This is a genomic window from Rhizobium sp. LARHSG275 (genome assembly GCF_052871115.1).
The window spans coordinates 294367-320584 of sequence record NZ_JBIXJN010000004.1 but is presented as its reverse complement, the minus strand read 5'-3'; the positions used below and the strand labels follow the sequence as shown (position 1 = coordinate 320584).

The window sequence follows — 26218 nt, the reverse complement described above, 5'->3', positions numbered from 1 at the left end:
CAGATGAACGCGACTAACTAACAGGAGACCGACATGAAACTTACGCGACGCGCCGTTACTGCTTCGGGTGGCGCCCTTTTCGTCTCTACTGCCGCAGCTTGGGGCGCCACATCCGATCCGGGAGCTCGTCGCGTGCTTGAGGCGGCCGTCGACGCCTTCTTTGCCGGCTGGGCTTCCGGCGATTGGACGGCATTCCTCGATTGTTGCGATGAGACGATGACCTTCCAATTCCCCGTCGGCGAACAACGAGGTCGGCACGGACCGCCCGAGGGCAAGCGGGCAGTGACGGCCTGGACCGCGGCGCATCAAGCGCAGGATCACGGAATCGACAATCGATCTCAAGCTCTTCGCCGCCGACTGGGTCGTCGTCTGCGATCGCGGCAGCGGGACAATCGGTGGCGCGCCCTACACTGGCCTGCATGCGATCTTCATGCGAGCCGGCCCGACGGGGAGGCTGGTCGAGTTTCGCGAATATTTCGGCGAGATCGCCGCGTGAATTCCGGCCACCACGCTATCAACATGAAAGTGCGAGGAAGAGGCGTCGTCGCGGCCTCCATGCCTTTGAACGCCAGAATGATAGAGCAACGGATATCAGAAGCGCGGGCGCAAGCCGGGTAAAAGGAAGTATTTCAAGAGCGATCCGGACGTAATTGCTAAGCGACAGCAAGCTCTGGCTCGTATGGAGGCTGCAGAATGAATGGTGGCGAGCATATCTCAAAGCTCACATGAGGATTTCGCCGTCAAGATCAATCATAGCTTCATAGCGTGCCCCTTCGATTTCGTATCGAACCCATGGTCTGAGCCACCTTGCTTGACGCGGCACGTTTCCGTCACCGGTTCAAACTCACATACATACGGTCGCCGTTTTGTCCGGCAGCACCATTATCCCGCTTGCGTAGCGGCAAGGCTCAGGAGAACGGGACCAATCTAAAGCGTGGTATTTGAAGCCCGACTTTGAGGCGGTTCGCTCACCTGGATCCGCCAGGAGTGATCAGTCCTGGAAGATTTGTGTGTTCGGCAATTTTTTGGTCGTCAGGCGGTCTTCATGACAGCCCCCTCGATGACAACACCCGCAGTGACAAACTTCCACAGCGCGATAAGGAGTTTGCGCGCCAGGGCACCTCCATGCCGCCGTACTTGGCCTTCCATTCATAGATGCTGGCGTGCTGACGCCATGCTTGCGGCAAAGCTCCGAGACCGGCGTGCCTGCCTCGTGCTCCTTCAATATGCCGATGATCTGTTCGTCTGTGAAACGATTGCGCTTCATCCTCTGGTCCTCTCAATCGGCCAGAGCTTACTTCAAAATAGATTATTTCAACGGGGCAACGTCAAGGTGGTTGAGGACGTGGAAGAAGTCGCCAGACGCTACCGCGTCCAACCGAGGGCCGCCACTTCTCTAACGCGTGCGCCGGTCCGCTTTTAGGGCTTGTCGTCATCAGTTCACGCCAACACTCACGACATCGCGGCCAGCGTTCTTGTCCCAGATCGGCGTCCCCTTGAGTGCGTCAATGCGACGCTCAATGACATCCCTATCCGTGGTTTGGTAGGAAGCGCGAAGCGGCTATCTCGTCTACCGCTTCGCAGAGAGGAGTGCCCAAGCACGACGTATCTTCTGAAGCCGCGAGGAAATCTGCTGCGGTGGTGGGGCCGATATTCCATTGCGAAAATCGGCCAAGGCCTGAGCCTCCAGCCTCGTTCTCTCGCTTGACCATTGCTGGTCAACTATTGGCTTGCCGGTCTGGTGATCTATGACCGCCCACGACCCGTTCTCGAGTGCTTGTATCTGGTAGCGCTGCATTCTGAAGCCATAGTTTGGATGCACCTACATCAGCCTGAAATCTCTTTGAAATCAACAGGAAGGGACAGCTGCTTCACAGATACTTTGGTTAGATGGTGAACCTCCGGTTACCGGGGCGAGCGGCAACCTCCATTCAGCTCGCATGCGGACAATGACCTGATTCCGGGATGTCGATCTGCCTGCGTGTGCGTGCCATGCAAAAATTATGCACTCATATTTCGTTGCGAGTCGGTTTTCATTGTTGTCTTGGTGACGATAGTTATCGCTGCGATGCCCGCTTCATCGGCCGCACGCAGAAACGCATCCCGAAATTGCTCCGGAGCGATCTGACCGCTGATCGCATCGACGCAAGCCTTCACCGCAGTGACATATTCTTCGCCGTCATCGGAAGGCCAGTCCTTGAGCAGCATATATGCAGCGTCGCCGAGGGTTCGGATGATCCTGTGAACTGGCTGGCGGCGCAGAGCCAGCCCGACGGGTGTGAAAGCAGAGGTTGCGTCCCAATCCATTGTCCTCGATCCCTCCGGGCAGCGATCGTAATCGTCGAAGTTCTAATATACGCGTGTATTCCAAAACCGTAATTGACGATTGGTTACCCGGCGTGACCGGATGTGAAGGTAGGCGCAGGAAAGGAGCGGGCGCTCGCCAGTGGCGGCTACGCTGCTTCCGCAAAGTTGATCCGACGGTGGCTCGTTGCCGCCATCGAGCGCGACCGCACCATCTTCAGCATTTGCCAATCCGGGCCGGTTGGCGTTTACCGGCTGCCATGCCTAGCTAAGTTCAGGATTTCACCCGGCATCGGCCGATGTAATGTTCCTCATCGTTGTTGAAAGGGCACGGGAAGGTTTTAATGCTGTTGCTGCGTCCAAGTTTTCGCAGCAAAATGGCGAACGCTCGTGCTTGTGATGAGTGGCGAAGAGAAGAACAGGCTCGTCCGATCACTTGGTGAGCTTGCCAAGGCTCTCGTCGTGGCATGGCCGACAGATGACGGAAAGGAATACATCGCTGCTGTCAAAGCCTGCCTAGATGCCATCCGTGGCGATATCCCTGCCAAGACAGCGCGTGCCGCGCTTATTCGCGCTGCAGAGGAAGCCGGAATACCGGTTCTTGCGCCCGTGCACTGAATTTTTGGAGCGGTAGATGAATGAACGGAGTGTCCCCGACACCCGATATAGCCGGGATCGTTGAGGTGGCAACGCCGGAACAGTGGCAGGCCTATCACGACATTCGCCGAACTGTCCTCTTTGAGGCGCTGGGGCTGACAGGGTATAATGCAAACCTGTCGGTGCTGCTGGTCTCGACGTCATGGGCGACAGCGAGGCTTGCGTCCGGACGGTCGCAATCGCATAGCCTGCCGCGGACTGCCGCACGTTAATTTGATGTCAGATGAGTGAAATGGGCGACGAAATCCCTCTGATAGGTGGCGGCCGGACGACAGTCACGCGGCGCAATCAGGTCGTTTATCGCGAAGGTGGTCCGTGGTCTGCCACTGTCATTTCACTCCTGCGTCATCTGCAAACTTGCGGCTTCACTGGTGCGCCGCTGATTGTCGGGACGGGGTTCGATGACCGCGGCCGCGAGACGCTGTCATTTATCGAAGGTGACTTTGTCCACCCGGCACCGTGGACAGATGAGGCATTTACTGAGATTGGTTCGATGTTGCGGCGATTACACGATGCTGCCGCTTCTTTCACAATTCCTGCGAACGCCATCTGGCGCGATTGGTTCGGGCGCGGCCTGGGCGATGGACCCTTCGTAATAGGCCACTGCGACACCGGGCCTTGGAATATTGTTTGTCGCTCCAACCAGCCTTTTGCGTTGATAGACTGGGAAGTCGCCGGTCCAGTCAGGGTAGACATTGAGTTGGCTCAGGCTTGCTGGTTGAATGCTCAGCTCTATGATGACGATCTTGCCGAGCGGGTCGGCTTGGGTTCCGCGGAGACGAGAGCGCATCAAGTTCGCCTGCTGCTAGACGGCTACGGGTTGCCTCGAAAGGGGCGCGTCGGCTTCTTCGATAAGCTGGTAATGTTCGCGATCCACGATGCGGCCGAACAAGCCAGGGAGGCGGTCGTCATGCCAGAGTCAACCGCTGTCGAACCGCTATGGGCGATCACCTGGCGAACCCGAAGCGCATCGTGGATGCTTCGTCATCGAGGAGTTTTGGAAGCAGCGTTGACATAACACATCTGCGGACACCCTTGCGACGGCCAGTCATAACGGGATTGGCAAACTCTTGCCATGCATTACCCGGTAGGGTGATGAGTGCTCCAAACGTTCCGTCGACCCGTTGCGGGCATACCCGCTTTTGGTAGGATCGGCACATGACCAGCATTGATTTGACAGCTCTGACAGTCGCGAGAGACCGATTGATTTCGGTGGCCTTCGATTACTTTAGCGTCGATCCAAATGTGCAAGGCATTTTCGTTTCCGGCTCGCTCGCAGCGGGAAGTTCGGACGCATATTCCGATATAGACCTTCGAGTTGTTGTCCGCCATGAACGCCATAGCTGGTTCGTTGAGCATCGGCGGGACTTACCGCAGCAATGGCCGGGCTTTTTGTTTAACGAGTGGATGCCCGGCACTGGGCACTGCGTTTCACATTTCCAACCCTTCAACAAGCTCGATGTCTTCTATCTCGATACTGAGAAGCTCACGCCTTCACCTTGGTATCGGCTCCCCATGATTATCCTTTACGATCCTGAAAAAATCGTCACTGGCCTCGTTGATCGCTCCAAAGAGCTGAACTTCGCCGTAACGACAGACGAGATCGATATCTCTATCAGCAAGGGGCTCGCGGCGGCGCACGAGACATACAGGCGAGCCAAGCGCGGCGAACTCTTTTACTCTCAAACCCTGCTGGACGAACTGCGCCAACACATAATGCAGTCTGATGATTGGCTCAATGACCGAACCCCGGAGACAACCGTCCTCGCTAGGTTCGACCGACGCTCCAGTCCAGATGTGCAGCAAGCCCTTACGGATTCTTACTGCCAATACGATGCGGACATGATCCTCAGCGCACTCAACCCCCTATTGATCATCTATCGCGCCCAAGTCGTGGGTCTGCATCAGCAATTCAAACTGAACCGTCCCATCGAGAATGATCTGGCCGCAATTGATGTCTGCGGGGGATGACTGCGTCTCACGCGAGATCGGCATGATATCTGCCTCCGTTATCGCAAATTCATCGGAGCATCGATGCCAACGCCCCATTGCTCGTGGGTTGGTCGCCGTGATTATGTCCTGCATCTGACGCCGTGCAGCGGGCATACGGCTAAGACGGCCGCGTGCGGCGACGAAAGGCATTGCCCGCAATCGGTAACGCCGTCCTCCCGAAATTGTCCTATATGACCGACACAAGGCCCCTGGTGAGTTGGCACAATGCTTCTCGCCGTCGAAGGCGATGGACCAGTCCTGAAGGGTAGGGGCTTCAGACGAGCACCCGCAGCTAGGCCAGTTCGATCAACATGTTCAGGAAGGCGCGAATGGACGGGTTGGTTCGGCGGCTCTCCGGCCAGACGGCCGTAATGTTATGGCGGTCCACTGCAAACTCGGACAGAACCGGGATCAACTCGCCGCGCTTGATCCACGGCGTAGCCGTAAAACTCGTGCCCATTCCGACGCCTGCGCCAGCGGCAATTGCAGCAATAACAGCTTCGCTTGCATCGACGACAACACCGGAAGAAGGCACGATCTCGATCTCCCGTTCGCCAATCCGGAAAGGCCACCGAAACAGTTGGCCCGTGCTTTGGTAGCGCATATTGACCGTCTCGTGCCCCTCAAGGTCATCGGGATGCTCCGGGGTGCCGCGCGTAGCGAGATACTCGGGCGACGCGTAGCAACAGAGCCGATGCGGCGAAAGCCGGCGTGACAGAAGGCGCGAGTCACCGAGCTCACCGATACGGACAGCCAGATCGATACCCTCTTCGGTGAGGTCGACCATTTGGTCGCTCAGCCGCAAATCGATCATCACCTTGGGGTGCAGCTTCCGGAATGCGGCAAGCGCAGGCGCAATGACATGCAGGCCGATCGGCAGCGACGCTGCAATTCGCAGTGTGCCGGAGGGCTCTGCCCGCGCCGCCTTGGCCACCTGCTCGATCTCTTCCGCATCGCGCAACAGGCGCAAGGCGCGCTCATGCAGGTCGCGCCCCTCGGCGGTCAAGGTCAGCGAGCGCGTCGTCCGCATGAACAGCGAGACGCCGAGATGCTGCTCAAGCCGCTGAACGCTCTTGCTGATCGCCGAGGGAGAGATAGAGAGCGATCGAGCGGCCGCTGTGTAGCTTCCCAGAGACCCTGCTTTCGCGAACGCAACAAGGCCGGCCAGCCTCTCCAAACCCATTTGTTCCTTCATGGCACTATTAAAGCGAACAACACCGCAATTATCAACAGTATGGGGCGGGGCTATCTTCTGATCGAACAGTGAACCTTTAAAGCGAGGCTATGATGACCGAGACGATGAAAGCAATTCAGCTGCACGAGTTTGGTGGCCCCGAAGTCTTGCGCTACCAGAATGCGCCTCGACCCACACCGGCAAGGGGTGAGGTCCTGGTTCGCGTTCATGCGGCAAGCCTCAATCCACCGGATCTCTACCTGCGTGATGGGTATCGCGCGCTGCCGCCTGAATGGCAACCCGATCCTGTGTTTCCTTTGATCCTTGGTACCGATGTGTCGGGGGTGCTCGCGGCAGTTGACGACGACGTCTCGGGATTCAAAGTCGGCGATGAGGTCTTTGCGATGGTGCGTTTCCCGGAAGACGTCATGAAAGGCAGCGGCGCCTATGCTGAGTATGTCCGCGTGTCCGCATCGGAAGTGGCAATCAAGCCGGCGGGCATCGAACACATTCAGGCAGGCGGTGCGCCGATGTCCCTGCTCACCGCCTGGCAGTTTCTGGTCGAACTCGGTCACGATGCCCCGAACCCGTTCCAGTCGTTCCCTCATGCGCCCATCCCGCTCGACGGCAAGACCGTTGTGATCAACGGTGCCGGTGGCGGCGTCGGGCACCTGGCGGTTCAGGTCGCGAAGTGGAAAGGGGCGCGCGTGATCGCTGTCGCCTCCGGCAAGCACGAGGCGCTTCTGCGCGAGCTGGGCGCTGATCAGTTCATCGACTACACCACGACGTCCGTTGAGGCGGCCGTACAGGATGTGGATCTCGTGATCGACGCTGTCGGCGGCCCTAACATGGAGCGCTTTTTGAGGGTCCTGAAGCGGGGCGGAGCGCTATATCTCGTCAACCCTCTGGGCTTTTCCGGTCATGAGGAAGCGGCAAGGCGCGAGATAACGGTGTCGTCGACACAGGTTCGCTCGAACGGCGCGCAACTGGCCGAGGCCGGTCGATTGCTCGACGACGGCACCATTCGCGTCGTGATCGACAGCGTCTATCCGTTAGCGGAAGCGTCAGATGCGCATCAGCGCGCGTCGCAAGGAAGAATTCAAGGAAAAATTGTGCTCTCGGTTGTTTAACGAACACAAGTCCGGCCGTCAAAGCACATCGGTCGGCTGTCGGAGGGCGGCCGGCAGCAGAAGGAGGCGTCATGCTCATTATAGCCGGACACATACACGTCGATCCCGCTGACGTGGTGCAATTTCTCGCCGACCTAAAGCAGCTTGCGATTGCCACGCGAAAGCGTCCCGGCAACATTGCTTATGACGCCGCGGTGGACGATCTACAGGCCGGAACGTTGATCATATCGGAACGATGGGCAGACCAGACAGCGCTCAGCGCTCATCTCGATGCCGCCGATACCGTCTCGTTTGTTGGCCGGTGGCAGGGCCGCATGCATGGGGATGTCCGCAAGTTCGACGCTTCGAACGAACGTGGGCTGATGGACAGTTAAGCCTCGCTTCTATAGTCACCCTGGCGCGCGACCGGATCACTTCTCATTCAAAAATTGTTGCAGTGCAAAAATGGCAGAGCCTCTTTCATCGGGTTCTCACCGCCCCTTATTGTGCACGTGCGAACAGATCGCTTCTGCAACCCGCCGGACGAGAGATATTCCGACGTCCGGCCAGAAAGAGGATCCGAATATGGGTGATCTCCTGAAAGGCATCTCCAGTTTTCGCGGCGCCGTGTTCCCGACCCACTCGGCGCTCTACCGCAAACTCGCGCGCGAAGGCCAGCAGCCCCATGCGCTGATGATATCTTGCGCCGACAGCCGCGTGATGCCGGAAACGATAACGCAGTCCGGCCCCGGCGATCTCTTCGTGTGCCGCAATGCAGGCAATATCGTTCCCCCCTTCTCGACCCTCAACGGCGGCGTCTCGTCCGCAATCGAATACGCCATCCTGGCGCTCGGCGTCAGTGACATTGTCGTCTGCGGTCACTCCGATTGCGGGGCGATGAAAGGGCTGTGCCACCCACAAATGCTGGAACCAATGCCAAACGTCTCAGCCTGGTTGCGGCACAGCCACGCGGCCTATTCGATTGTTTGCCAAGCCTATCCCGACGACCTTTCCGACGCTGAGCGTGTACGTGCGGTAGCGATGGAAAATGTTGTCGTGCAGATTGACCACCTGAAGACCCATCCATCAGTGGCGGCAAAGCTCGCGACCAACGAAATCACACTCCACGGCTGGTTCTTCGACATCGAGACGGGTGAGGTCCAGGTGTATGACGGGGTTCTGGCAAGGTTTACGGAGGTACAGGAGGGGGAGCAGCTGCCGGTGGCCTTCACAGGACGAGGCCATCCGCATGTCATGCCGCGGATTGCCGCAGCGCTTGCAGGGGAGTAGTGCCATGACAAACACCGGCTCTGTTTCACGCGACCTCGCTTCGTCTCTCGTGGTTTTCCTTGTTGCTATTCCACTTTGCCTCGGCATTGCGATCGCATCGGGGGTGCCCGCGGCCATGGGGCTGATCTCCGGTATCGTAGGTGGCGTCGTTGTCGGCCTGCTCGCGGGGTCGCCTCTACAGGTCTCCGGACCTGCCGCCGGTCTTGCCGTGATCGTCTTCGGCTTCGTCGAACAGCATGGCATTGCCATGCTCGGTCCTGTGCTCCTCGTTGTCGGACTTCTGCAGATCGTGGCGGGTTTCCTGAGAATTGGCTCGTGGTTCAGAGCGATTTCTCCGGCGGTGGTTCATGGCATGCTCGCCGGCATCGGCATTTTGATCATCCTGGGACAGATCCATGTTCTCATGGATGCCAAACCCGCCGCAGGCGGCATAGAGAATGTCACCGCCATCGACGAGAGCGTCAGCCGGTTAACGGGCACCAGTGTCACCAACGAGGCCATTGCACTGTTGGTCGGCCTTATCGCTCTCCTTGCGATGGTGTGCTGGGAGAAATTCCGCCCGAAATCACTGTCGCTGGTCCCGGGAGCTCTTGTCGGTGTCGCTGCTGCCACGGTCCTGACGATCGCCCTTGAACTCCCGATAGCTCGCGTGGACGTGCCCGCCTCTCTAGTTGACAGCATCTCGTTTCCGACGGCCGAGAATTTCGCCCAGCTTGTGCAGCCCGGCATTATTTTAGCGACGTTGATGATTGCCGTCATTGCAAGCGCCGAAACGCTTCTTTCCGCGGCCGCCGTCGACCGAATGCACGATGGAGAACGTACCCGCTTCAACAAGGAACTATTCGCCCAAGGCGTCGGTAACGGTCTTTGTGGATTGCTCGGGGCATTGCCGATCACGGGTGTCATTGTTCGTTCATCGGCCAATATCCAGGCCGGAGCTCGCACGCGCACCTCGGCAATATTACATGGCGTTTGGATCCTGGGGTTGGTTGCGCTTTTGCCGGTGATACTGGCAATGGTGCCCTTGACGGCGCTAGCCGCTGTACTGCTCGTCACGGGCTGGCGGCTGATCAGCCTTCACCATGTCCGCCACTTGTTCGAACACCATGGTTTTGTACCGGTCGGAATCTGGGCAGTGACGGTGGCAATGGTTGTCCTTCAGGATTTGCTGGTTGGCGTGGCGCTCGGCCTTGCGCTGTCGATACTGGAAATTCTCCCCTATCTGCGCCGAAAGCTTGTAATCAGGCATGCTGAGATCGACGACGAAATTCATGTCCGTTTGCGCGGAGCGGTCACCTGCAAAGACGTGCCGGCGCTACTCAGCACGTTCGAAGGGCTACCCGACGGCCGCAAAGTCAATATCATCGGCAAACATCTGTTCTACATGGATCATACCAGCGCTGAGACGATTAGCGAATGGCTCCGGCGCGAGACGAAATCTGGACGAATCGTCGAGATCCACGCGCCTACGGCCGCCCGTCATCCCCGCCTTAAGCCGCTGTTTGACCGATTCTCAGCCGAAGCCGCCTGACCTGCAAGGGAGAGCAGCTCCATTGCTCTCCCGTCGCTCGTCTCTAAACGCAGACGTCGTCAGCCGGACGAATTGGAGGGTAATTAGACGGTTGCTTGCAGCTGGAATGGCCACGAGCGTCTTTGCTCAGTCCTCGAATTCCCCTACCTCGTCCTCGACTCGATATGTGTTGCCGAGTCTCGGAGCCGATCCGCGGAGGCCGCAACACTCGAATTGGCCTCCGGAGCCGAAACAAGTGGAACCTTTGCCGAGCTTGAATGTTAGCGGCATCTGCACGGCAAGAGTGCTCCACTGCCGCTGATTTGCCTCGCAGGCATCCTGATGTTGGCGGAGTGGATCGGAACGGCGATGTCACAGCACGCAAGCCAACGCAGCGCCCGTCATCCATGGGAGTGCTGTCACCCAGGTCTTGGCGGACAGGCGCCCAGCGAGCGGACGCTTTGAAAGCTTACAAGCAGTAGGAAGCGCAGAATCGACAATGGACCAAGGTTCACCCAGATGGCTGCTTTCGTCCTATGTGGCTGCTGTCATCATTGTCGGCCTCATCATCACCGCGGGCTCGATCTCGATCTGGAGGTTGAGCGGGGGCGACGGCGCGGCACCAACTTCAAGCGAACTCGGAGAACCGCGATGATCAAGAAGGATGGCAAGACCGCTGCCGAAGTACGCGGTCGAATCCAATCAGGAGACAGTGGAGACATCAGATCGGGATTTGACCCTGCAGCCGCACCCCTGGAAACAGATGCTGAGGCCGCAGGTCAGCCGATGAGCCACGAAGAGATCGAGACGGCGCTGCATACTCAGAACTGGGGAGCGGCCGATCGCCAAAGCAACTACGATGTCGCCATGCGTGAACCCGGGAGTGCAGGGACCATACCCCAGACGACGCGCTCTAACCCTTTGCGCATCTTCATCACCACGCTGGCTCTTGTTGCGCTGGCAGTGGCGATCGCCAGCTGGATCTACAGCTGACAACCTAGATGTAGGATGTGCCAACGCACGTAGTCTCAAAGATGGCGAAGGCGACCCCACAGGCACCAAGCTTAACGACACGGTGGGCAAAGCTGGCTGCGCCAAGAGAAGCTTCCAGTAACCTAACAAGCGTTCAACTGTTTCGGCATTTCTACGCGACCAGAACGGCTCCCATAAGGATTGCGCAAACGAGTCCAAGGATGTTCAAGCCGAGAGTGACGAACTCGCTGATCCGCTGACGGTGGGGGTGACATTGCTCGGCATTTCCGAAGACGGCAATAGCCCCGCCGACCATCCAGCAGGTCAGTGTCAATGTCCCAAGAACAAGTGCCAAGTTCATCGCTTCGTTCGTCCGGTCTTTGCGTATAGGGCACCAAACCGGCACATCAGCGGTTTGTTCCTGCCGTCGAAACTCCGTCCGGCAGAGTACGTCGCTCAGCGCAACCAGGTCATACCACGGCAACGAGCAGGTGCGAGGTTGAGCATTGATAATTCCTTTCGCGCAGGAAGATCCGCAGCCTGTATGAAACTGGAGGTGCAGGAACGTCGAGCACCGTTAGGACGCCAGCGTTTGGGGCGTCATGGAACTAAGTGGCGTGGCCGTTGTTCGGCGATTTCCACCGACCCGCAGTAAAAAGGGAAATCCTTTGAGCGAATTGCGCCAGGAGTTTGAGCTTCGAAGAGATTTTCTGCCGACGGGCCAGGAGAACGAGTGGATTGCACCTCGTCGAACGATATCATCGCTCGGCGGCTCGTCGACACCGCAAAATTCGGAGTCGTCGCGACCGCTGGTCATCGACCTCGATGGCACCTTGGTCCGATCCGACCTCCTGATTGAGACCGCGTTCTCTGAACTCAGGCGCCGCCCTTTTTCCATCGTTGACCTTTTCCTGGCAACGTTCCGGGGAAAGGCATGCCTCAAGCACCGTCTTTCCGCACCGGCGGATTTCGATCCGGCTATCCTGCCCTTTGATCTCGAGGTTCTGAACTTGATCCAGTCGGCGCGGGAAGAGGGACGTCAGGTCTATCTCGCGTCCGCGACGCACGAGCGCCTCGTCTCCCGCGTTTCCGACCATTTAGGTGTCTTCAACGGTTGGTTTGCAACGGACGAGATGACTAACTGCGTCGCCGAGGTGAAGGCGGAAAAGCTCGTTGCGGCCTTTGGCCATGGTGGCTTCGACTATGTTGGCAACGACGCCGCAGACCTGCCTGTATGGCGTCACGCTGGAAAATCATACGCGATTCGGACGTCGGCCAGGGTTGCTCGGCAACTATCGCGCCAATGCGACAGTGTCGAGCATCTTGCGCACGACAAGCCGACCTGGCGGACTTGGGCGCGGTTGCTGCGGGTGCATCAATACGTCAAGAATGCGCTGGTCTTTATCCCGCTGCTGACAAATCAGCTCTTCGATGTTCATAGTCTCGCCAATGCCGCTCTAGCTTTTGCCGCCTTCTCGCTTTGCGCTTCGAGCGTCTATGTGCTGAATGACCTGGTCGACCTTCAGGACGATCGCGCACATCGCAGCAAATGCCGCAGGCCGCTGGGTTGCGGCGATATCCGGCTCTCACACGCGCTCGTGGTAATCCCCATTCTCCTTCTGTTGTCGTTTATGGTTGCCCTCACGATTTCACCCGCCTTCATTTTGGTGCTCGCCGGATACTTTGCATTGACCACCGCCTATTCGTTCTTTCTGAAGCGAAAAATGATCCTCGACGTTGTGACCCTTGCAGCCCTTTATACAGCACGCGTGGTAGGAGGGTCGGCGGCGATTTCAGCTTGGCCCTCTCCTTGGCTGCTCGCCTTCATGATGAGCTGGTTCCTCTCGCTTGCACTCGTCAAGCGATATACGGAGCTCATTTCTCGCCGAGCCGCGAATCTACCCGACTCCAAGAGCCGCGATTACAAGAATGGAGACGTGGGCATGATCGGCGCATTGGCGGCGGGGGCCGGGATGAACGCGCTCACATTGTATGCTCTCTACGCTGCAAGCGACGGCGTGCAGGATCTCTACACCCGGCCAGGGATTTTATGGTTGGCGGGACCAATCCTGGCTTGCTGGATTGCGCGTATCCTGTTGCTGGCCCATCGGGGACTGATGCACGACGATCCGATCGTATTTGCGATCAAAGACAAAGTGAGTCTCGCAACCCTGGTCGTTGCCGGCGCCTTTGTGATCGCCGCGTTATGAGGTGAGCGAGATGCGTTCCCATTACGCGCGTGAAGGGATGTCGACCCAAATCGCAGTTCGCTACGTCGCGTTCGCGATCCTCTCGACTTTGACAAATTTTGCGGTGCAGGCGGCTGTCGTGAAGATATACCCGTCGCAGAGCCTGGTGCCGTCGATGCTGGCAGGCACGGCCGCTGGGTTCGGGCTCAAGTACTTCCTCGACAAAAGGTGGATCTTCTTTGACCGATACGAGTCGCATGGTGACGAATTGCTCAAGATCGTCCTCTACGGCCTGTTCAGCATCGTGACAACGATCATATTCTGGGGGTTCGAAACTGCCTTCTGGACAGTCTGGAGAACGGATCTTGCGAAGTACGCAGGCGGGGCAATCGGCCTGGCGATTGGCTACGTCTCGAAATTCGCGCTCGACCGAAAATTCGTTTTCAAGTTGCAGGGGGCGTGACAGGCTGATGGAGGGATGGGGACGTTATCCGCGCCACGATATTGAAGTGCTTGATTGCAGGCTGCCGGAAGCTTTGCCTGGAACGGTGTCATCGTGCGCGGGTCTGATTGCTCGCGGCAGCGGCCGCTCGTATGGCGATGCCGCGATCGGTGAGCATCTCACTTTGAACTGCGGTGCATTGAGCCGGATGAAAAGGTTCGACGAGGTGAATGCCTCCCTGACGGTCGAAGGTGGCGTCATGCTGTCGGACATTCTCAGGTCGTTCATCCCCCGAGGCTATTTTCCCCCCGTGGTCCCAGGAACGAAGTTCGTCACTGTCGGGGGAATGATCGCCTCCGACGTGCACGGGAAGAACCATCATCGCGACGGTGGGTTCGGCGAACACGTTAGCGAAATCAAGCTGGTTATTGCCAGTGGTGAGATCCTCACCTGCAGCAGAAGCCAGAATTCTGAGCTTTTTTTCGCGACGCTCGGCGGTATGGGTCTGACGGGCATCATCGCTGAAGCTACTTTTAAGCTGAGGCACATCAGTACCGGGTGGATTGTTCAAAAGACCGTCGCTACAGAAAATCTCGGCGATACGCTAAAAGCCTTGAAGCAAACTGACGACGCGACCTATTCCGTTGCCTGGATTGATTGCCTCTCGCGGGGCCCTTCGCTCGGCCGCTCGCTGATTTTTGCCGGCGAGCACGCCAGTCCGAGTGACATTGCTCAAATGCCAAAAGCAGCGCTATTGCCTCCCTTCAAGGCGGCTCGTTTTTCAGTACCGGTCGACCTGCCTGGTTGGACGCTCAACCGAGCCAGCGTTTCTGCATTCAACCATCTTTACTATCGGGCGGGTGCCCGCAAAGCAGCCCGAACCTCGTTGGTCCACTGGGACAGCTACTTCTTCCCCCTTGACGGTCTTCTCGAATGGAACCGGCTCTACGGCAAGCGCGGCTTCCTGCAGCATCAATGCGTGGTGCCTGACGAAAACGCGCTCCCGGTTTTGAGCAGCATACTGGATCGTTTCGCTCGTTCTGGAAAAGCCTCATTCCTGGCCGTTCTGAAAAGGCTGAAGGGCGGCGCAGGCCTTCTGTCATTTCCGGCGCCAGGGTATACCCTCGCGCTCGACCTGCCGGTCGCGCCCGACGTGTTCCAGTTGTTAGACGAAATTGATAAGCTGGTTGTCGCGGCGGGAGGGCGGCTCTATCTCGCCAAAGATGCAAGGCAATCCCGTCATACGTTCGAAGCCGGTTACCCCCGACTACAGGCGTTCAAAGAGGTGCGGCGAACAACGGGAGCCGACGGTCACTTTAGTTCCCAGCTGGGAAAAAGGCTTGGCCTATGAAAGCCATCGGCAAGACACTGCTCCTGATTGGCGCGACGTCGGATATTGGCCGTGCGACTGCCCTGGTCTATGCCGCGGCTGGGTGGGGCATTCATTTGGTCGGACGCAGGCGTGAGCTTGCCCAACGCGAAGCCGATGACATCGTCACGCGCACCGGCGCAGCCGTCGCAGTCCATGAGCTGGATATTCTTGATACCGGCCGCTTCGAAGAATTTCTGAGCACCGTGTCGCCATTGCCTGACACGGCCATTTGCGTCGTCGGCGAACTCGGCGAGCAGGCCCGCGCCGAAAGGGAACTCGAACACGCCGCCATGATAATGCGGACAAACTTCGAAGGACCGGCTTTGATGCTCGGCCTCCTGGCTAGCCGCTTTGCCGCGCGCGGGTCTGGCACCATCGTCGGCATAAGTTCGGTCGCCGGCGATCGCGGGAGAGGATCAAATTATGTCTATGGCGCCGCGAAAGCTGGCCTGACGGCGTTTTTGTCCGGCCTCAGAAACAGACTATCTAACGCCGGTGTTCGCGTCCTCACCGTTAAACCCGGCTTTGTCCGAACGCGAATGACTGACGGAATGAAGCTTCCGCCACTGCTGACCGCCGAGCCTGCAGAGGTCGCTGACAGGATTTTCGCCGTTGCCGAGGGCGGCAAGGGAGGGGACGTCGTCTATGTCAGGCGGATTTGGTATCCGCTCATGACGATAGTCCGAGGCATCCCGGAACCGATCTTCAAGAGGTTGCGGCTGTGATCGATACCTGGGGAATAAGAGCTAGAGATTGCCTTGTCCGTTTCGTCGGCATGTTCCATCTTGTTGATCGGCATTTTCCTCGCACCGATGCGTATCAAGACCTGTTCTGGGAAAGGGCGGAGTTTAGATGAGGCGCCGCCTTTTTTCTGCACAAGTTGCGCTCCTGGTGGTCGCGGCAATTTGTGCCGCCATGCTTGCCCTGCCTGGACGGACCATCAACACCGCCTTCATCAACGACGTCTTGATATTCATCGATGGAGCGCATCGTATCGCTGTCGGACAGGTGCCGAACCGTGATTTTCATACGGCGCTCGGACCGTTGGTCTTCTATATCCCTGCCCTGGGCTACTTCCTGTCCGGAAATTTCGGCGCCGCGATACCGATGGGAATGGCGCTCCTGATCGTCGCGTTCATGCCTGCAATGATACGTATCCTTCTTTCGCGCCTCAGCTCGCCGTTAGCCATCGCTTTGGGCATATTCCTGATCCTGATTCTGGCTGTCCCGATCAATCTCGGAAGTCCGGTACGGCTTCTTTCTTTCGCGATGTTCTACAATCGCATCGGGTGGGTCGCTCTCGGCCTCATCCTGGTGATGTACCTGGAGCCGAGATCGAAAGCCGCCCGCAACGACCTTGCAGACAGTCTGGCGACGGCCTTTCTTCTGCTTGTCCAATTCTATACGAAGGCGACCTATGGTCTCTGCGGCGTAATGTTTCTGATCTTCCTGTTGTTGGACCGGCAGCAGCGTTTCTGGATCCTGCTCAGCCTGCTTCTGACCGCGCTCGCAATGATCATCATTGAGTTCTTCTGGCGCGGCACGCTTCAGCACTTAGAGGATCTGCGGGCGGCCGCACGGGTCAGTGGTGATCATGACGTCTTCAGCGTACTGAAAAATATCCGTGAGAATTCCTCGGATCTGGTCGTCTTCACTGCCTTTTCATTGATTGCCTTGTGGCAGACCCGCAGTCTTCGAGACCTCCTCTACTGTGTGTTTTGCGCGGTCGCAGGATTGGCAATTATCAACCAGAACGCCCACAGCTGGGGTATTATTACCCTTTATTGCGGAGCGGCCGTCCTGGCGGAAAAAGCACGGCGCTTCCGATCTGTCGACCAAAGCGCGAAGATGGAGCGGTCCGCTCGTCTTGCAGCTGCGCTGCCACTGCTTCTAATCTTCTTTCTGTTGCCGCCCATCGTCCATCACGGAGCGGCGATCGCTCTCCACACCGCACTTGCCGCGGAGAATGTGGGCAAACCTCTCGGTCCTCCGCAATTTGAGGACGTCCGGGAAATCGACCCGCCCGGTGGGGAGCCAGATTTTATTCGGCGCTACCTCGACAGTATCGAAAGCGGTGGGGCTTTACTTCAAGCCCTGCCAATTCCGCCCGAGCGGGTTTTCGTACTCGATTTCGTCAACCCCTTTTCCGCGGGACTCGGGATACGCCCTCCGACAGGTGACACCGCCTGGTTCCACTGGAACCGCAATATCAATGAGAAGGCCTATATTCCACCAGAAGCACTGTTCGCCGACGTGAAGATTGTGATGGTGCCGAAGACCGGCATCAATAGTCTGCCGTTACAGGAGCTGTATGGGCCGTTCATTTCTAAGAATTTCGACATGGTGCAGAAAACGCCGGAGTGGACGATTTATCAGCGACGCCAGGCCGCGTTGGAAAGCGAGGCGCGGTGACGCAGGCGGTGAGGTCGATGCCGGAGAGGGAACGCGCATCGCCAGGGGCGGGCTGCCAATACGTCTGGTGGACCGCCATCGTCCCATTTGCTCTGGTGCTTTCAGGTCTTCTCGCTCTGCCTAACCAGACGATCACCTCCAAATACGTCAACGATCTGTTTGTTTTTCTCGATGGTGCGCATCGCATCTGGTCGGGACAAGTTCCGAACGTGGATTTCCATACGTCGCTTGGAGCGCTCACCTTCTATATTCCCGCTGTCAGCTATGGCCTTTCGGGAAGTATGGGTGGTGCGATGCCAGTGGGAATGGCCATAGTCATCCTTCTGTTCGCGGCCGTTGCCGCGGCGATCCTCGGCAGCCGCATGCACAAGGCGCTCGGTTTGCCGTTCGCAGCTTTTCTGCTTTTGCTCGTCGCGGCTCCTGCCAATCCTGGAGAACGGATCGGCAATCTCACATTTGCGATGTTCTACAATCGGCTGGGCTGGGCTTCGCTCGGTCTTCTTTTGGTCATGTACCTGCCCCGCTTATCCAGCGCTGAGAGCAAGGCCATTGATGCCGCCTGTGCAAGCTTCCTCGTATTGTTCATGCTCTACACGAAGATCACCTATAGCGTTGTAGATGCCCTCGCGTCCGATGTGGCGGATCTCGACGCTTCTGCCGTCGGCGCTTTCCGCAACCATCGAGGCGAGGCCGCTCTCGATAAAACAGACGTGTTCTATCGGTTCGCGCGGTCGCACTAGGGGACGTTTCACAGGGAGTTCGACGGGCTCGACGAGCGGCGCGGGAAGCTCGAAGGCATCCTCCGGAAATCGCCGCAACAACCTGTTGTTCACCTGCCTCTGCCGCAATTCTGTCATGGCATCGCCCCCGCCGAATGGGAGATGATATCCCTATCGTTCGGGAGCTTCACGCTCTGTGCGATTTTGACATTATGGGCTTCAGAGCACCTGCGCCAAGGGCGCTAGGTCAACTGAGCCGCCGACCGGAAGGGAACCGTCGCGACCAACGTGCCGTCTTCCGTCATGATCTCGAACACGTCTCCGTCGAGGGGATTGCCCATGCGGATCCGCTCCGCGACGATTTCACGGGCGGCGGCGGTTGCTTCCTCGCGTGCAAGTTCAGGTGAGGCCAGGTCGATGCCTTCCAGATCTTCCTCGAAGACATCGTTCCTGCGGACGTGGAAAAAATACTTCGGCATGGTTTGCTCCATTAAAGACGGCCGCCCAACCTCCCGAGCGACAAGTTGTTCCCCGGCTCGACTCCACTCAAAAGGACTCCGATCGGCGCCAACGGCCGGTCGAGTAGCTGCTCTGTCAGCTTCTACCGCGGCGTCGGCCTCAAAGGCGATGCGGCGGCAGATAGGTTTTTGAACTTGAACACTCGAGATGGATAACTTGTCGCCGAAATGATCGTCACCATGAGGTCAAATCCCGCCGCGGGAGTACGATCGCGGCTGCTGAGACTGCCACATTAAAAACCATTCGGCAGCCAGCAGTCGTCCTGCACTTGCCGCCCGGCACCAGCAAATGGAACAAGATCGAACATCGCCTCTTCTCACTCATCTCGCGCAACTGGAGGGGGCGACCGCTCACCGACTATCGCACCATTGTCGAACTGATCGCCGCGACCACCTCGACCGCTGGCCTCACCGTTCGCTGCGAACTCGATGAAAATCTCTATCCCGCCGGAATCAAAATCTCCGACGCCGAAATGGCCGCGATCAATATCCTCCGCCACACCTTCCACGGCGAATGGAACTATACAATTAGCCCGAGACCGGAAAAAACAGAGTCGTAATTTATCGACGCTTCCTCAGCGCCTGATGGTTCAATCGAAATTATTGTTGGGGTTTCGGAACTATAACCGACGTCTTCCACCTATGCTCGGCTAGCATAACAAGATACCGCCGAAAAAGCATCGCTGTTTGCAACTCCTTCCTTGAACGAACATATGCATCCTGGCGATAATAAAAAGCAATTTCACAGTCTTGCGATGTTGTCGGGCAGGTAAGGTGGTCGCGTACGCCAAGCTTTCAAGCGCTCGTTGGTTCAGTAAAGTAAAACACCATTTAAATTGTAGTCTTGACAAACCTACAATCAGCGCGCTTTCTAGCCAGATTGTAAAAATTACAGGCGCAACTTTGAGAGCGCTTGGCGGCTTCTTCGCTTCCACACTCGATGCAATTCTTCATAGTAAATCTAGCCAAAAGGGAGTGTGCGATGAAATCAAGTGCATTCAAGGAGCCCTTCAGCCCGCACGGAATGGGCCTCAGGGGCGCAGACGTTGCCCGCAGGTCGTCGCTCTTCGAGGGCCGTTTCGGGCGAATTTTCCGTGAGCTGGCTCCGGCACATCACACCAAAGAACAGTTGCTTGCGCTTGGAGCGGCAATGACGGCCGATCCGGAGGTTACGGACGAAACGCCTCCAAGACCGAAGGCGGCCGCCGAGACGCCGGAGCACATCCAGGATGACGAGGAGAATGCTGGCGTCGACGCAGGCTACACCTATTTGGGCCAGTTCATCGACCACGACATCACCTTCGATCCCGCATCGATGCTCATGCAGCAGAACGACCCCGACAAATAGTCGCGGGCGGCCCCGAAAACGGTCGAAATTTGCACAACTTCCCAGGCGCTTCCCACTTCCCGGCGCGTGGCCCAGTAGAAGCACTCTGATTCGAGACTGGACAACTCAAGCATCCGCGAACTCCCAAATCGCCTAACTCGCATCCAACTAAAACGTTCGTTGGAGCGGGGTCCAACTTAAGACAGCCAATCCGACCGATGATGACCCTACATGATCGTCCAGCGGCTGTCATCGCGCGTTGCAAGAATCCCCAAGCGATTGCGAAGCCGTCCTCGTCGACCTATTGCAAGGCTCAGCCCCAAACGAGTTTGCGGAACGCGCTGGTACCGATTGCCGCTAGTGCCGACTGAAGAGCGGAATTCCGCTCTTCATGTGTTTTATTGCGGAATTGCGCTCGTTGATGTACTCGGCACGGGCCATGGCCAAAGTCAGCGTGCAATTTGTCGACGGCGACGCTCAATGCCTTTTTGTCTTGAATGCTTAGTAGAAGCGCATTATGAACTGGCAGCAATCTTGGCTGCATCGTTGGCCAGCATTGAGGTCCCCCCGTTGACCTAGCTGTCCACTGTCGATCGATTACGTTTCAGTCGACTAAGCGCCTATCGACGCATGCATCTGCCCGCAGACCGCAAGGCTCTCACGCATTGCCTTCACCCGCATTTCGGCATCTTCAAATGAATAGGCCCAGATCTTGGCAGACCAAGTCGATTGGCCCATCTCGTATTCAAGTGCGAAGAGATACATTACCTGCCCGTGGTCGTCCGTTCGGACGAATTGAGGGTCAGGCCGTTCGCGCCTGTCGCGGAGTTTATCGAAACTGATTACGCTCATATCGAACTCATCTAGCATTGGGGCATGATGGCTTGCCGTCTATCGCCGAGGCCGGGTGCAAAGCCGCACGATAAACGGCCGCCATGCGGCGGCCGTGAAGGCGCGTTACCGTATCAGGCCGCTCGCTTTCCCTTGGCATTTGCTGTGGACTCGGCGATCTGCGTGAGTTTCTTGTCGGTCGCCTCTTCTTCCGCAAGTGTTGCCTGCAGCAGCGGGACGGCGTCCTTGAGGCCGAGTTGCTTTGCCCATGCGATCAGCGTGCCATAGCGAGCAATCTCGTAGTGCTCCACGGCCTGAGCCGAAGAGATCAGTCCGGCATCCAGGGCAACCGTGCCCTTGAACTCCTCCATGATCTCATCAGCTTCGGCAATGATTCCCTGAATGGCTTCGCAGGTCTTGCCACGTGCCGGCTTGCCGATCATTTCAAAAACCTGTTCGAGACGTTCGACCTGGGCTTGGGTCTCGTCCCGATGCTGCAGAAAACCGGCTTTGCCTTCCTCCGACTGGGCGGCGCGGGCCATTTTCGGCAGCGCCTTCAGGATCTGTTTTTCGGCGTAATAAATATCCTTGAGCGTGTCGAGGAACAGATCGTTCAGGGTCTTCTCGGTTGCCATTGAGTCCTCCTATGGCGTGTTGACAAAATGAGCTCTCGCTGGGTCGAACGTTTCAGCGCGGAGATGACGCCCCGATATCGGAGGCGCCATCTCGGTCCGGCCAAGGACGAGACCGACTTAAAGGGTTCCAGTCGGCGATAGTTCAAACATTTGTCGCCGTTTGTTGTTCCTCAATTCTCTGCTTTTTCACGAGATTTGGCCCCGTACACACGGAACTCTTCGAATAACTGAATGTTATTAATATGGTGCGGCATCGCGCAGGAACGATTTTTGCCGGATCATCGTTTCCGAGTCCGGATCGTGTCGCCTTCAACGATGCCTGTGGACGATCCGCCACCGGTTCCCGGCATCTTCATGCGTTCTGTCGCTTTGGAAGAGGTCTGCCGATGAGCGAAACGAGATGTTTGTCCGATATCGCACAGCAACGATCCGGGAGTTCGGGACTTTCCTTTTCATCTCAGGAGAGAAAAAATGACGTCTCTATCTTCACCGCGTCCTGCCTCACATTGCGAAGAAACATCCCAGATCGAGCTGGAGATTGTCGAACTGACAGCGGCGTTGCACGCCTTTGCCCGAAGGTTCCTGCGCAGTGAGGACGACATCGATGATCTCGTGCAGGAAACGCTGCTGAAGGCATTGAATTCAATTCATCTCTACCATCCCGGCACCTCTCTTAAATCCTGGCTCTTCACCATCCTTCGAAATACGTTCTGCAGCAACTATCGTCGCCGGCAGCGCGAGCCGGTCGGGATGGATGTGACGATGGAGCAAGTCGCAATCGCGCCAAGCCAGGAGTGGGCGCTTCGCGAGCGCGAACTGCGACAGGCATTGACGCGCCTCTCCGACGACAGACGCCGTGCCCTGACGCTGGTCGCCGCCGGAACGAGTTATGAAGAGGCCGCCAGGATCTGCGGCTGCCGGGTTGGCACCTTGAAAAGCCGCGTCAGCCGCGCCCGCGAAACCCTGCAATCGCTGCTGGGGAACCAACTCATCGACTGATGCCGCTCCTGTTCCGCCAGCCGCCAATCAGCAATCATCACACAGCCGTCCTTTTATGCGGCTGAACATCGGGAGCCACATGGCGCACCACCGAGGCTCCCGCACCACACGTTCGAGACGCCGCCCCTCGCCGGAACATACCCTCTCTTTTTAGGTTCGGTGGCTGCAGCTTTTCCGAACTCTAGGAGACAAAACATGGATAGGAATGAACCTGGCAAAGGTCTCGCGGTGATCACCGGCGCCTCGACGGGTATTGGCTATGAACTTGCCAAATGCGCGGCGCAGGAAGGCTATGATGTGATTATCGCCGCCGACGAGAGACGCATCCAGCAAGCAGCGGCGAGCCTCAAGGAATTTGGCACTTCGGTCGAGGCGATCGAAACCGATCTTTCCACCGAAGAAGGCGTCGACCGGCTGATGGAAGCCATCGAAGCTTCCGGGCGGTCGGTCGATCTGCTGATGGCCAATGCCGGGCGCGGCCTCGGCAACGGTTTCCTCGACCAGGATTTTGCGCAGGTCCGGAAAGTCGTCGATACGAACATCGTCGGCACCATTTATCTCGTCCAACAGATCGGCAACCTGATGCGCAGCCGCGGCGAGGGTCGCATTCTGCTGACCGGCTCCATCGCCGGTTTCATGCCTGGTTCCTATCAGGCCGTCTACAATGGCACAAAGGCTTTCATCAACAGCTTCTCTTTCGCGTTGCGCGAGGAGTTGAAAGAGACCGGCGTGACCGTCAGCTGCCTGATGCCCGGCGCGACCGACACCGAATTTTTCAGGCGCGCCGACCTCATGGATACCTCCGTCGGACAGGCCAAAAAGGATGATCCCGCCGAGGTTGCCAAGATCGGCTTTGACGCCATGATGGACGGCGAAGGCGATGTCGTGAGCGGCTGGAAGAATAAGCTGCAGGCAGCCGTTGCCAACGTGACGCCGGCGAGCATTCTTGCGCATCAGCATGCCAAGATGGCTGAACCAGGTTCGGGCAAGGAGTAGATTATCCCGACGGGTCTAACGAGATCGGCAATCACGTCTAGACCCGTCGGGCTGCCGCTCATTTCTCACGCGGCTGCTTCAACCGCCTTCCCGCCGTCACCATCTTGCCGTTGCGTTGTGACGTGATGCCTTCCAACAGCGTCCGGGCGGCATTGCGCACTTCCTCCTGAAAGGCTTTATCTCTTTCGAAGGCGTCGTGGCTGGTGGCGTAGGGCTCCCAATAGCCGATGTAGCGTTCGACCTCGGCCAATGCTCCTGCCGGTATGAGGTCCATCGACGTCAGCCAGTTCGAAACGCTGTGGCGGACATTCTCGACACCTTCGGTATCGCCGTGGACGACGACCGAAAACAGGCGGCCGGAAAGATGGCGAGGATAGTCCCATCCCTGCATCTCAAGCTCTTTGGCCTCCTTGGCATGTTTTCCATGCGTGCTTGTCGGATCCGGATTGCCGCCGTCGGCGCAGACAAGCCGGTCGATCATCAGTTTCAGCGGCGAGGACGTCTGGTACCAATTCACCGGACTGACGATCATGATGCCATGGGCCTCGACCCACATTGGGTAGATATCGTTCATCCAATCGTGGATCTGTCCGAGCGAGTAATTCGGATAGCAGGAGCACGGCCAATGACAGAGTGCGGCCGATGTCGAGAAGCACGCCTTGCACGGATGGATCTGTCGGCCGTATTCGGAAGCGATGCGACTGAGGTCGAGGACATTGACGATGGCGCCGGCGGCGGCGAACACCTCCTTGGCGATTTCGACCATCCGAAAACTTTTCGAAAGCTCGCCCGGACAGGTATGTTCGCTTCGCGACGAACCGTTGATGAGAAGGACGCGCGATGGCGCGCGCTCGTCCTCGAAGCGCGCTTGCGCAGCGCGAATTTCGCCGCTGGCCACAATCCAATCCACGGCGAGATCATAGTCTGGATCGGCAAAGCCTGGTCCAGCCTTTCTGGTTATGGGGCTCTTTCGCGAATGGGCGTAAGCATCCCAGGCAGCCGCGGCGAGTTTGCCGAGTTCGGCTTCCAGGGGCTGATACGCTGCATCCATGAACTGGCTCAGGAAACGCGTCTTGAATTCGCTCTCGTCGAGGCGAGGGCTTGGGCTGCCTTTTCGCGGTTCGAGGTCAGGTGCGTCTGCGGCTGGTTCGTCAGGCATGGGGCCTCCACGCATCTATGCGCTCGACACAACGCGGTGAGCCGACTTCTGTTCCGCTGTGTCCAAGTTGCATCATGTATCAAGGATCAGTGATTCAGACCGGAACAATCGGCCGTTGTCCTGGTTCGGAAATGAAGCCGATCAAATATCCCATGCAGCAAGGGGCTTTGCGGTCATGAATTCTCGCAACCAAGCCGTCTTTTCCAATGCAAGACCCGCCGGCTTCGCCCGCATAAATCGCGCCAGCTGGATCGACACACTGCGCGTGGTTGCGGCTGTCATGGTTCCGACGGCTGCCAAAGGCATCATCATTCGTCGCCCGATTATGGAACGCCTGGCACAGCGGCAGGGTCTGGATACCGGCGCCGTCAAGCAGATGCAGCGGCTGGTGAAAAAATATGGTCGGGCACCCCTCCTTTTGCCTATACCATTCCGGCCGCAGTTGCTTATCCTTGACCCTGTCGACGTCTCGACGGTGCTCCAGTGTTCGCCCCAGCCATTTGCCACGGCAACCCGGGAGAAGCGTGCCGCTCTTGCGCATTTCGAACCGGAAAACGTGCTCATTTCAGACGCCTCGCAGCGAGCCGAGCTTCGGCCGATCCATGAACATGCTTTGGCAAGCGCGGACCGGCTGCATCCATCTACGGCCCGCTTCAAGGCCATCGTTGATACCGAACTCCTGGAGGTTTTGAACGGCATCGGTTCCGACGGCCGGAACGAACTCGATTGGTCAGCTTTCTCGCCAGCCTGGTTCCGGATTGTCCGCCGGATCGTACTCGGCGATCTCGCACGCAACGACGTCACTTTGACCAAGACCTTGAACGACCTTCGAAGCCGGGCGAATTGGGCTTTTGCAGCTTCCATCGATCGGCGCAAGCGCCGGCAGTTTCACCAGCAGCTCGGCCAATATCTGCGCCAGCCGGGAGAGGGCAGTCTGATCGGTCGGCTGCCGAAAGGCAGCGATTTCGGTTTGGAAAGCCAAGTGGCCCAATGGCTGTTTGCCTTCGACGCTGCCGGAATTGCCATTTTCCGGACGCTTGCGCTGCTTGCCTGCCATCCGAGCTACTGGGCCAAAGCCGTTGACGAAGCCAAAGATCCCGAACTTGATCGTCCTTTCACGCGCAATTGCCTGCTCGAGGCGCTGCGCCTCTGGCCGACGACCCCCGTCATTCTCAGAGAGCTGACGGAGGATATCAAAACCGGCGATAGGACCGTGGCGCGCGGCACTGGCGTCGTTATCTTCGCGCCTTTTTTTCACCGGGATCCGGAGTTGGCTTATGCCAACCGGATGGAACCGAGTATCTGGGGACCGAACGACGCGTTGCCGGCGGTCGGATTCGTGCATTTCAGCGCCGGCGCTGCCATATGTCCAGCCCACAACCTCGTACCGACGACTGCAAGCCTTGCCATTGGCACGCTGTTGTCGGGGACTGATGTCCCGCTGCTTCAGCCATCTCTGACAGTCGACGATCTGCCCGGCACCCTCAACCATTTCGATATTCGGCTACGGCTAAGCAGGCAGCGGGTTGGGGCCAGTGCGCCGCATGCTGCGGCAGGCTTTCCGCCTCATTGAAATCCATTCCTCGTCGCAGTGGCGATCCGCAGCAACGA

The 26218-nt window shown here is 57.9% G+C and carries 25 protein-coding genes and 2 pseudogenes; 21 read left to right on the top strand and 6 right to left on the bottom strand.

Going from position 1 to position 26218, the window contains the following annotated elements; genetic code table 11:
- Positions 1 to 33 precede the first annotated feature (33 nt).
- Complete coding sequence (locus tag ACIPSK_RS07115) at positions 34 to 618, top strand: nuclear transport factor 2 family protein (protein WP_446532726.1); 585 nt, start codon at positions 34 to 36, stop codon at positions 616 to 618.
- A gap of 500 nt (positions 619 to 1118) precedes the next feature.
- On the opposite strand, the pseudogene ACIPSK_RS07110 reads toward ACIPSK_RS07115, so the two are convergent.
- Positions 1119 to 1267: pseudogene (locus ACIPSK_RS07110) on the bottom strand (transposase); the annotation flags it as partial.
- 734 nt (positions 1268 to 2001) lie between these two features.
- Positions 2002 to 2307 carry a DUF982 domain-containing protein gene (locus ACIPSK_RS07105; RefSeq protein WP_017967203.1) on the bottom strand — a complete coding sequence of 102 codons (306 nt, stop codon included), beginning with the start codon at positions 2305 to 2307 and terminating at the stop codon, positions 2002 to 2004.
- Between the two features lie 396 nt (positions 2308 to 2703).
- On the opposite strand from ACIPSK_RS07105, the gene ACIPSK_RS07100 reads away from it, so the two are divergent.
- From ACIPSK_RS07100 to ACIPSK_RS07085, 4 genes are all read left to right on the top strand, one after another.
- A complete protein-coding gene (locus tag ACIPSK_RS07100) occupies positions 2704 to 2922 on the top strand; it encodes a DUF982 domain-containing protein (RefSeq protein WP_017967204.1) in 219 nt (72 codons plus the stop codon).
- A 20-nt stretch (positions 2923 to 2942) separates the two neighbouring features.
- The gene (locus tag ACIPSK_RS07095) at positions 2943 to 3173 is read left to right on the top strand and encodes a hypothetical protein (protein WP_170276241.1); all 231 of its coding nucleotides are present in this window, start codon (positions 2943 to 2945) and stop codon (positions 3171 to 3173) included.
- A 20-nt stretch (positions 3174 to 3193) separates the two neighbouring features.
- Positions 3194 to 3979, top strand: a complete 786-nt coding sequence (locus ACIPSK_RS07090; RefSeq protein WP_446532725.1) for an aminoglycoside phosphotransferase family protein — start codon at positions 3194 to 3196, stop codon at positions 3977 to 3979.
- A 140-nt stretch (positions 3980 to 4119) separates the two neighbouring features.
- Positions 4120 to 4932 carry a hypothetical protein gene (locus ACIPSK_RS07085; RefSeq protein ID WP_446532724.1) on the top strand — a complete coding sequence of 271 codons (813 nt, stop codon included), beginning with the start codon at positions 4120 to 4122 and terminating at the stop codon, positions 4930 to 4932.
- A gap of 313 nt (positions 4933 to 5245) precedes the next feature.
- On the opposite strand, the gene ACIPSK_RS07080 is transcribed toward ACIPSK_RS07085, so the two are convergent.
- Positions 5246 to 6136 carry a LysR substrate-binding domain-containing protein gene (locus ACIPSK_RS07080; RefSeq protein WP_446532723.1) on the bottom strand — a complete coding sequence of 297 codons (891 nt, stop codon included), beginning with the start codon at positions 6134 to 6136 and terminating at the stop codon, positions 5246 to 5248.
- A gap of 104 nt (positions 6137 to 6240) precedes the next feature.
- On the opposite strand from ACIPSK_RS07080, the gene ACIPSK_RS07075 reads away from it, so the two are divergent.
- The 11 genes from ACIPSK_RS07075 to ACIPSK_RS07025 all read left to right on the top strand — a co-directional run bounded on the left by ACIPSK_RS07075 (position 6241) and on the right by ACIPSK_RS07025 (position 18163).
- Entirely contained in the window at positions 6241 to 7257 is a 1017-nt protein-coding gene (locus ACIPSK_RS07075; RefSeq protein ID WP_446532722.1) for an NADP-dependent oxidoreductase, read from the top strand.
- A 71-nt stretch (positions 7258 to 7328) separates the two neighbouring features.
- Complete coding sequence (locus tag ACIPSK_RS07070; RefSeq protein ID WP_170276244.1) at positions 7329 to 7631, top strand: putative quinol monooxygenase; 303 nt, start codon at positions 7329 to 7331, stop codon at positions 7629 to 7631.
- A 190-nt stretch (positions 7632 to 7821) separates the two neighbouring features.
- The gene (locus tag ACIPSK_RS07065; RefSeq protein ID WP_026154458.1) at positions 7822 to 8526 is read left to right on the top strand and encodes a carbonic anhydrase; all 705 of its coding nucleotides are present in this window, start codon (positions 7822 to 7824) and stop codon (positions 8524 to 8526) included.
- Between the two features lie 4 nt (positions 8527 to 8530).
- On the top strand, positions 8531 to 10057 hold the full coding sequence (locus ACIPSK_RS07060; RefSeq protein ID WP_446532721.1) for a SulP family inorganic anion transporter: 1527 nt from the start codon (positions 8531 to 8533) through the stop codon (positions 10055 to 10057).
- A gap of 630 nt (positions 10058 to 10687) precedes the next feature.
- A complete protein-coding gene (locus ACIPSK_RS07055; RefSeq protein WP_170258906.1) occupies positions 10688 to 11029 on the top strand; it encodes a hypothetical protein in 342 nt (113 codons plus the stop codon).
- 734 nt (positions 11030 to 11763) lie between these two features.
- Positions 11764 to 13218: a UbiA family prenyltransferase gene (locus tag ACIPSK_RS07050; protein ID WP_446532736.1), complete on the top strand. Its 1455-nt coding sequence runs from the start codon at positions 11764 to 11766 to the stop codon at positions 13216 to 13218.
- 10 nt (positions 13219 to 13228) lie between these two features.
- A complete protein-coding gene (locus ACIPSK_RS07045; protein ID WP_170258902.1) occupies positions 13229 to 13660 on the top strand; it encodes a GtrA family protein in 432 nt (143 codons plus the stop codon).
- A 7-nt stretch (positions 13661 to 13667) separates the two neighbouring features.
- Positions 13668 to 14990, top strand: a complete 1323-nt coding sequence (locus tag ACIPSK_RS07040; RefSeq protein ID WP_446532720.1) for an FAD-binding protein — start codon at positions 13668 to 13670, stop codon at positions 14988 to 14990.
- The gene (locus tag ACIPSK_RS07035; protein ID WP_170258897.1) at positions 14987 to 15736 is read left to right on the top strand and encodes an SDR family oxidoreductase; all 750 of its coding nucleotides are present in this window, start codon (positions 14987 to 14989) and stop codon (positions 15734 to 15736) included. The genes ACIPSK_RS07040 and ACIPSK_RS07035 overlap by 4 nt, the downstream gene beginning before the upstream one ends.
- A 127-nt stretch (positions 15737 to 15863) precedes the next feature.
- Positions 15864 to 17423, top strand: a complete 1560-nt coding sequence (locus tag ACIPSK_RS07030; protein WP_446532719.1) for a hypothetical protein — start codon at positions 15864 to 15866, stop codon at positions 17421 to 17423.
- Positions 17420 to 18163, top strand: coding sequence for a hypothetical protein (locus tag ACIPSK_RS07025; protein ID WP_446532718.1), 744 nt, complete (start codon positions 17420 to 17422; stop codon positions 18161 to 18163). The genes ACIPSK_RS07030 and ACIPSK_RS07025 overlap by 4 nt, the downstream gene beginning before the upstream one ends.
- A gap of 221 nt (positions 18164 to 18384) precedes the next feature.
- On the opposite strand, the gene ACIPSK_RS07020 is transcribed toward ACIPSK_RS07025, so the two are convergent.
- On the bottom strand, positions 18385 to 18621 hold the full coding sequence (locus ACIPSK_RS07020) for a DUF6894 family protein (RefSeq protein ID WP_020486201.1): 237 nt from the start codon (positions 18619 to 18621) through the stop codon (positions 18385 to 18387).
- Between the two features lie 290 nt (positions 18622 to 18911).
- On the opposite strand from ACIPSK_RS07020, the pseudogene ACIPSK_RS07015 reads away from it, so the two are divergent.
- A pseudogene (locus ACIPSK_RS07015) lies at positions 18912 to 19220 on the top strand (ISAzo13-like element transposase-related protein); the annotation flags it as partial.
- A gap of 422 nt (positions 19221 to 19642) precedes the next feature.
- Positions 19643 to 20008 carry a hypothetical protein gene (locus ACIPSK_RS07010; protein ID WP_017967225.1) on the top strand — a complete coding sequence of 122 codons (366 nt, stop codon included), beginning with the start codon at positions 19643 to 19645 and terminating at the stop codon, positions 20006 to 20008.
- Positions 20009 to 20952: 944 nt separating this feature from the next.
- On the opposite strand, the gene ACIPSK_RS07005 is transcribed toward ACIPSK_RS07010, so the two are convergent.
- Positions 20953 to 21453 carry a YciE/YciF ferroxidase family protein gene (locus ACIPSK_RS07005; RefSeq protein WP_017967227.1) on the bottom strand — a complete coding sequence of 167 codons (501 nt, stop codon included), beginning with the start codon at positions 21451 to 21453 and terminating at the stop codon, positions 20953 to 20955.
- Between the two features lie 471 nt (positions 21454 to 21924).
- On the opposite strand from ACIPSK_RS07005, the gene ACIPSK_RS07000 reads away from it, so the two are divergent.
- Positions 21925 to 22452: a sigma-70 family RNA polymerase sigma factor gene (locus ACIPSK_RS07000; RefSeq protein WP_017967228.1), complete on the top strand. Its 528-nt coding sequence runs from the start codon at positions 21925 to 21927 to the stop codon at positions 22450 to 22452.
- 195 nt (positions 22453 to 22647) lie between these two features.
- Positions 22648 to 23448 (top strand): SDR family NAD(P)-dependent oxidoreductase, encoded by an 801-nt coding sequence (locus tag ACIPSK_RS06995; protein ID WP_017967229.1) that lies wholly within the window; start codon positions 22648 to 22650, stop codon positions 23446 to 23448.
- Between the two features lie 58 nt (positions 23449 to 23506).
- Here ACIPSK_RS06995 and ACIPSK_RS06990 read toward each other — a convergent pair whose 3' ends face one another.
- Positions 23507 to 24607: a flavodoxin family protein gene (locus ACIPSK_RS06990; RefSeq protein ID WP_017967230.1), complete on the bottom strand. Its 1101-nt coding sequence runs from the start codon at positions 24605 to 24607 to the stop codon at positions 23507 to 23509.
- A gap of 175 nt (positions 24608 to 24782) precedes the next feature.
- Between ACIPSK_RS06990 and ACIPSK_RS06985 the strand changes: the two genes are divergently transcribed.
- The gene (locus tag ACIPSK_RS06985) at positions 24783 to 26180 is read left to right on the top strand and encodes a cytochrome P450 (RefSeq protein ID WP_446532717.1); all 1398 of its coding nucleotides are present in this window, start codon (positions 24783 to 24785) and stop codon (positions 26178 to 26180) included.
- The last annotated feature ends 38 nt before the right edge of the window (positions 26181 to 26218 follow it).

What these genes read in the sequence shown, in the direction of transcription:
- ACIPSK_RS07115 (WP_446532726.1), top strand. Translation starts at nt 34, where the DNA reads ATGAAACTTACGCGACGCGCCGTTACTGCTTCGGGTGGCGCCCTTTTC.
- ACIPSK_RS07105 (WP_017967203.1), bottom strand. Translation starts at nt 2,307, where the DNA reads ATGGATTGGGACGCAACCTCTGCTTTCACACCCGTCGGGCTGGCTCTG.
- ACIPSK_RS07100 (WP_017967204.1), top strand. Translation starts at nt 2,704, where the DNA reads ATGAGTGGCGAAGAGAAGAACAGGCTCGTCCGATCACTTGGTGAGCTT.
- ACIPSK_RS07095 (WP_170276241.1), top strand. Translation starts at nt 2,943, where the DNA reads ATGAACGGAGTGTCCCCGACACCCGATATAGCCGGGATCGTTGAGGTG.
- ACIPSK_RS07090 (WP_446532725.1), top strand. Translation starts at nt 3,194, where the DNA reads ATGGGCGACGAAATCCCTCTGATAGGTGGCGGCCGGACGACAGTCACG.
- ACIPSK_RS07085 (WP_446532724.1), top strand. Translation starts at nt 4,120, where the DNA reads ATGACCAGCATTGATTTGACAGCTCTGACAGTCGCGAGAGACCGATTG.
- ACIPSK_RS07080 (WP_446532723.1), bottom strand. Translation starts at nt 6,136, where the DNA reads ATGGGTTTGGAGAGGCTGGCCGGCCTTGTTGCGTTCGCGAAAGCAGGG.
- ACIPSK_RS07075 (WP_446532722.1), top strand. Translation starts at nt 6,241, where the DNA reads ATGACCGAGACGATGAAAGCAATTCAGCTGCACGAGTTTGGTGGCCCC.
- ACIPSK_RS07070 (WP_170276244.1), top strand. Translation starts at nt 7,329, where the DNA reads ATGCTCATTATAGCCGGACACATACACGTCGATCCCGCTGACGTGGTG.
- ACIPSK_RS07065 (WP_026154458.1), top strand. Translation starts at nt 7,822, where the DNA reads ATGGGTGATCTCCTGAAAGGCATCTCCAGTTTTCGCGGCGCCGTGTTC.
- ACIPSK_RS07060 (WP_446532721.1), top strand. Translation starts at nt 8,531, where the DNA reads ATGACAAACACCGGCTCTGTTTCACGCGACCTCGCTTCGTCTCTCGTG.
- ACIPSK_RS07055 (WP_170258906.1), top strand. Translation starts at nt 10,688, where the DNA reads ATGATCAAGAAGGATGGCAAGACCGCTGCCGAAGTACGCGGTCGAATC.
- ACIPSK_RS07045 (WP_170258902.1), top strand. Translation starts at nt 13,229, where the DNA reads ATGCGTTCCCATTACGCGCGTGAAGGGATGTCGACCCAAATCGCAGTT.
- ACIPSK_RS07040 (WP_446532720.1), top strand. Translation starts at nt 13,668, where the DNA reads ATGGAGGGATGGGGACGTTATCCGCGCCACGATATTGAAGTGCTTGAT.
- ACIPSK_RS07035 (WP_170258897.1), top strand. Translation starts at nt 14,987, where the DNA reads ATGAAAGCCATCGGCAAGACACTGCTCCTGATTGGCGCGACGTCGGAT.
- ACIPSK_RS07030 (WP_446532719.1), top strand. Translation starts at nt 15,864, where the DNA reads ATGAGGCGCCGCCTTTTTTCTGCACAAGTTGCGCTCCTGGTGGTCGCG.
- ACIPSK_RS07020 (WP_020486201.1), bottom strand. Translation starts at nt 18,621, where the DNA reads ATGCCGAAGTATTTTTTCCACGTCCGCAGGAACGATGTCTTCGAGGAA.
- ACIPSK_RS07010 (WP_017967225.1), top strand. Translation starts at nt 19,643, where the DNA reads ATGAAATCAAGTGCATTCAAGGAGCCCTTCAGCCCGCACGGAATGGGC.
- ACIPSK_RS07005 (WP_017967227.1), bottom strand. Translation starts at nt 21,453, where the DNA reads ATGGCAACCGAGAAGACCCTGAACGATCTGTTCCTCGACACGCTCAAG.
- ACIPSK_RS07000 (WP_017967228.1), top strand. Translation starts at nt 21,925, where the DNA reads ATGACGTCTCTATCTTCACCGCGTCCTGCCTCACATTGCGAAGAAACA.
- ACIPSK_RS06995 (WP_017967229.1), top strand. Translation starts at nt 22,648, where the DNA reads ATGGATAGGAATGAACCTGGCAAAGGTCTCGCGGTGATCACCGGCGCC.
- ACIPSK_RS06990 (WP_017967230.1), bottom strand. Translation starts at nt 24,607, where the DNA reads ATGCCTGACGAACCAGCCGCAGACGCACCTGACCTCGAACCGCGAAAA.
- ACIPSK_RS06985 (WP_446532717.1), top strand. Translation starts at nt 24,783, where the DNA reads ATGAATTCTCGCAACCAAGCCGTCTTTTCCAATGCAAGACCCGCCGGC.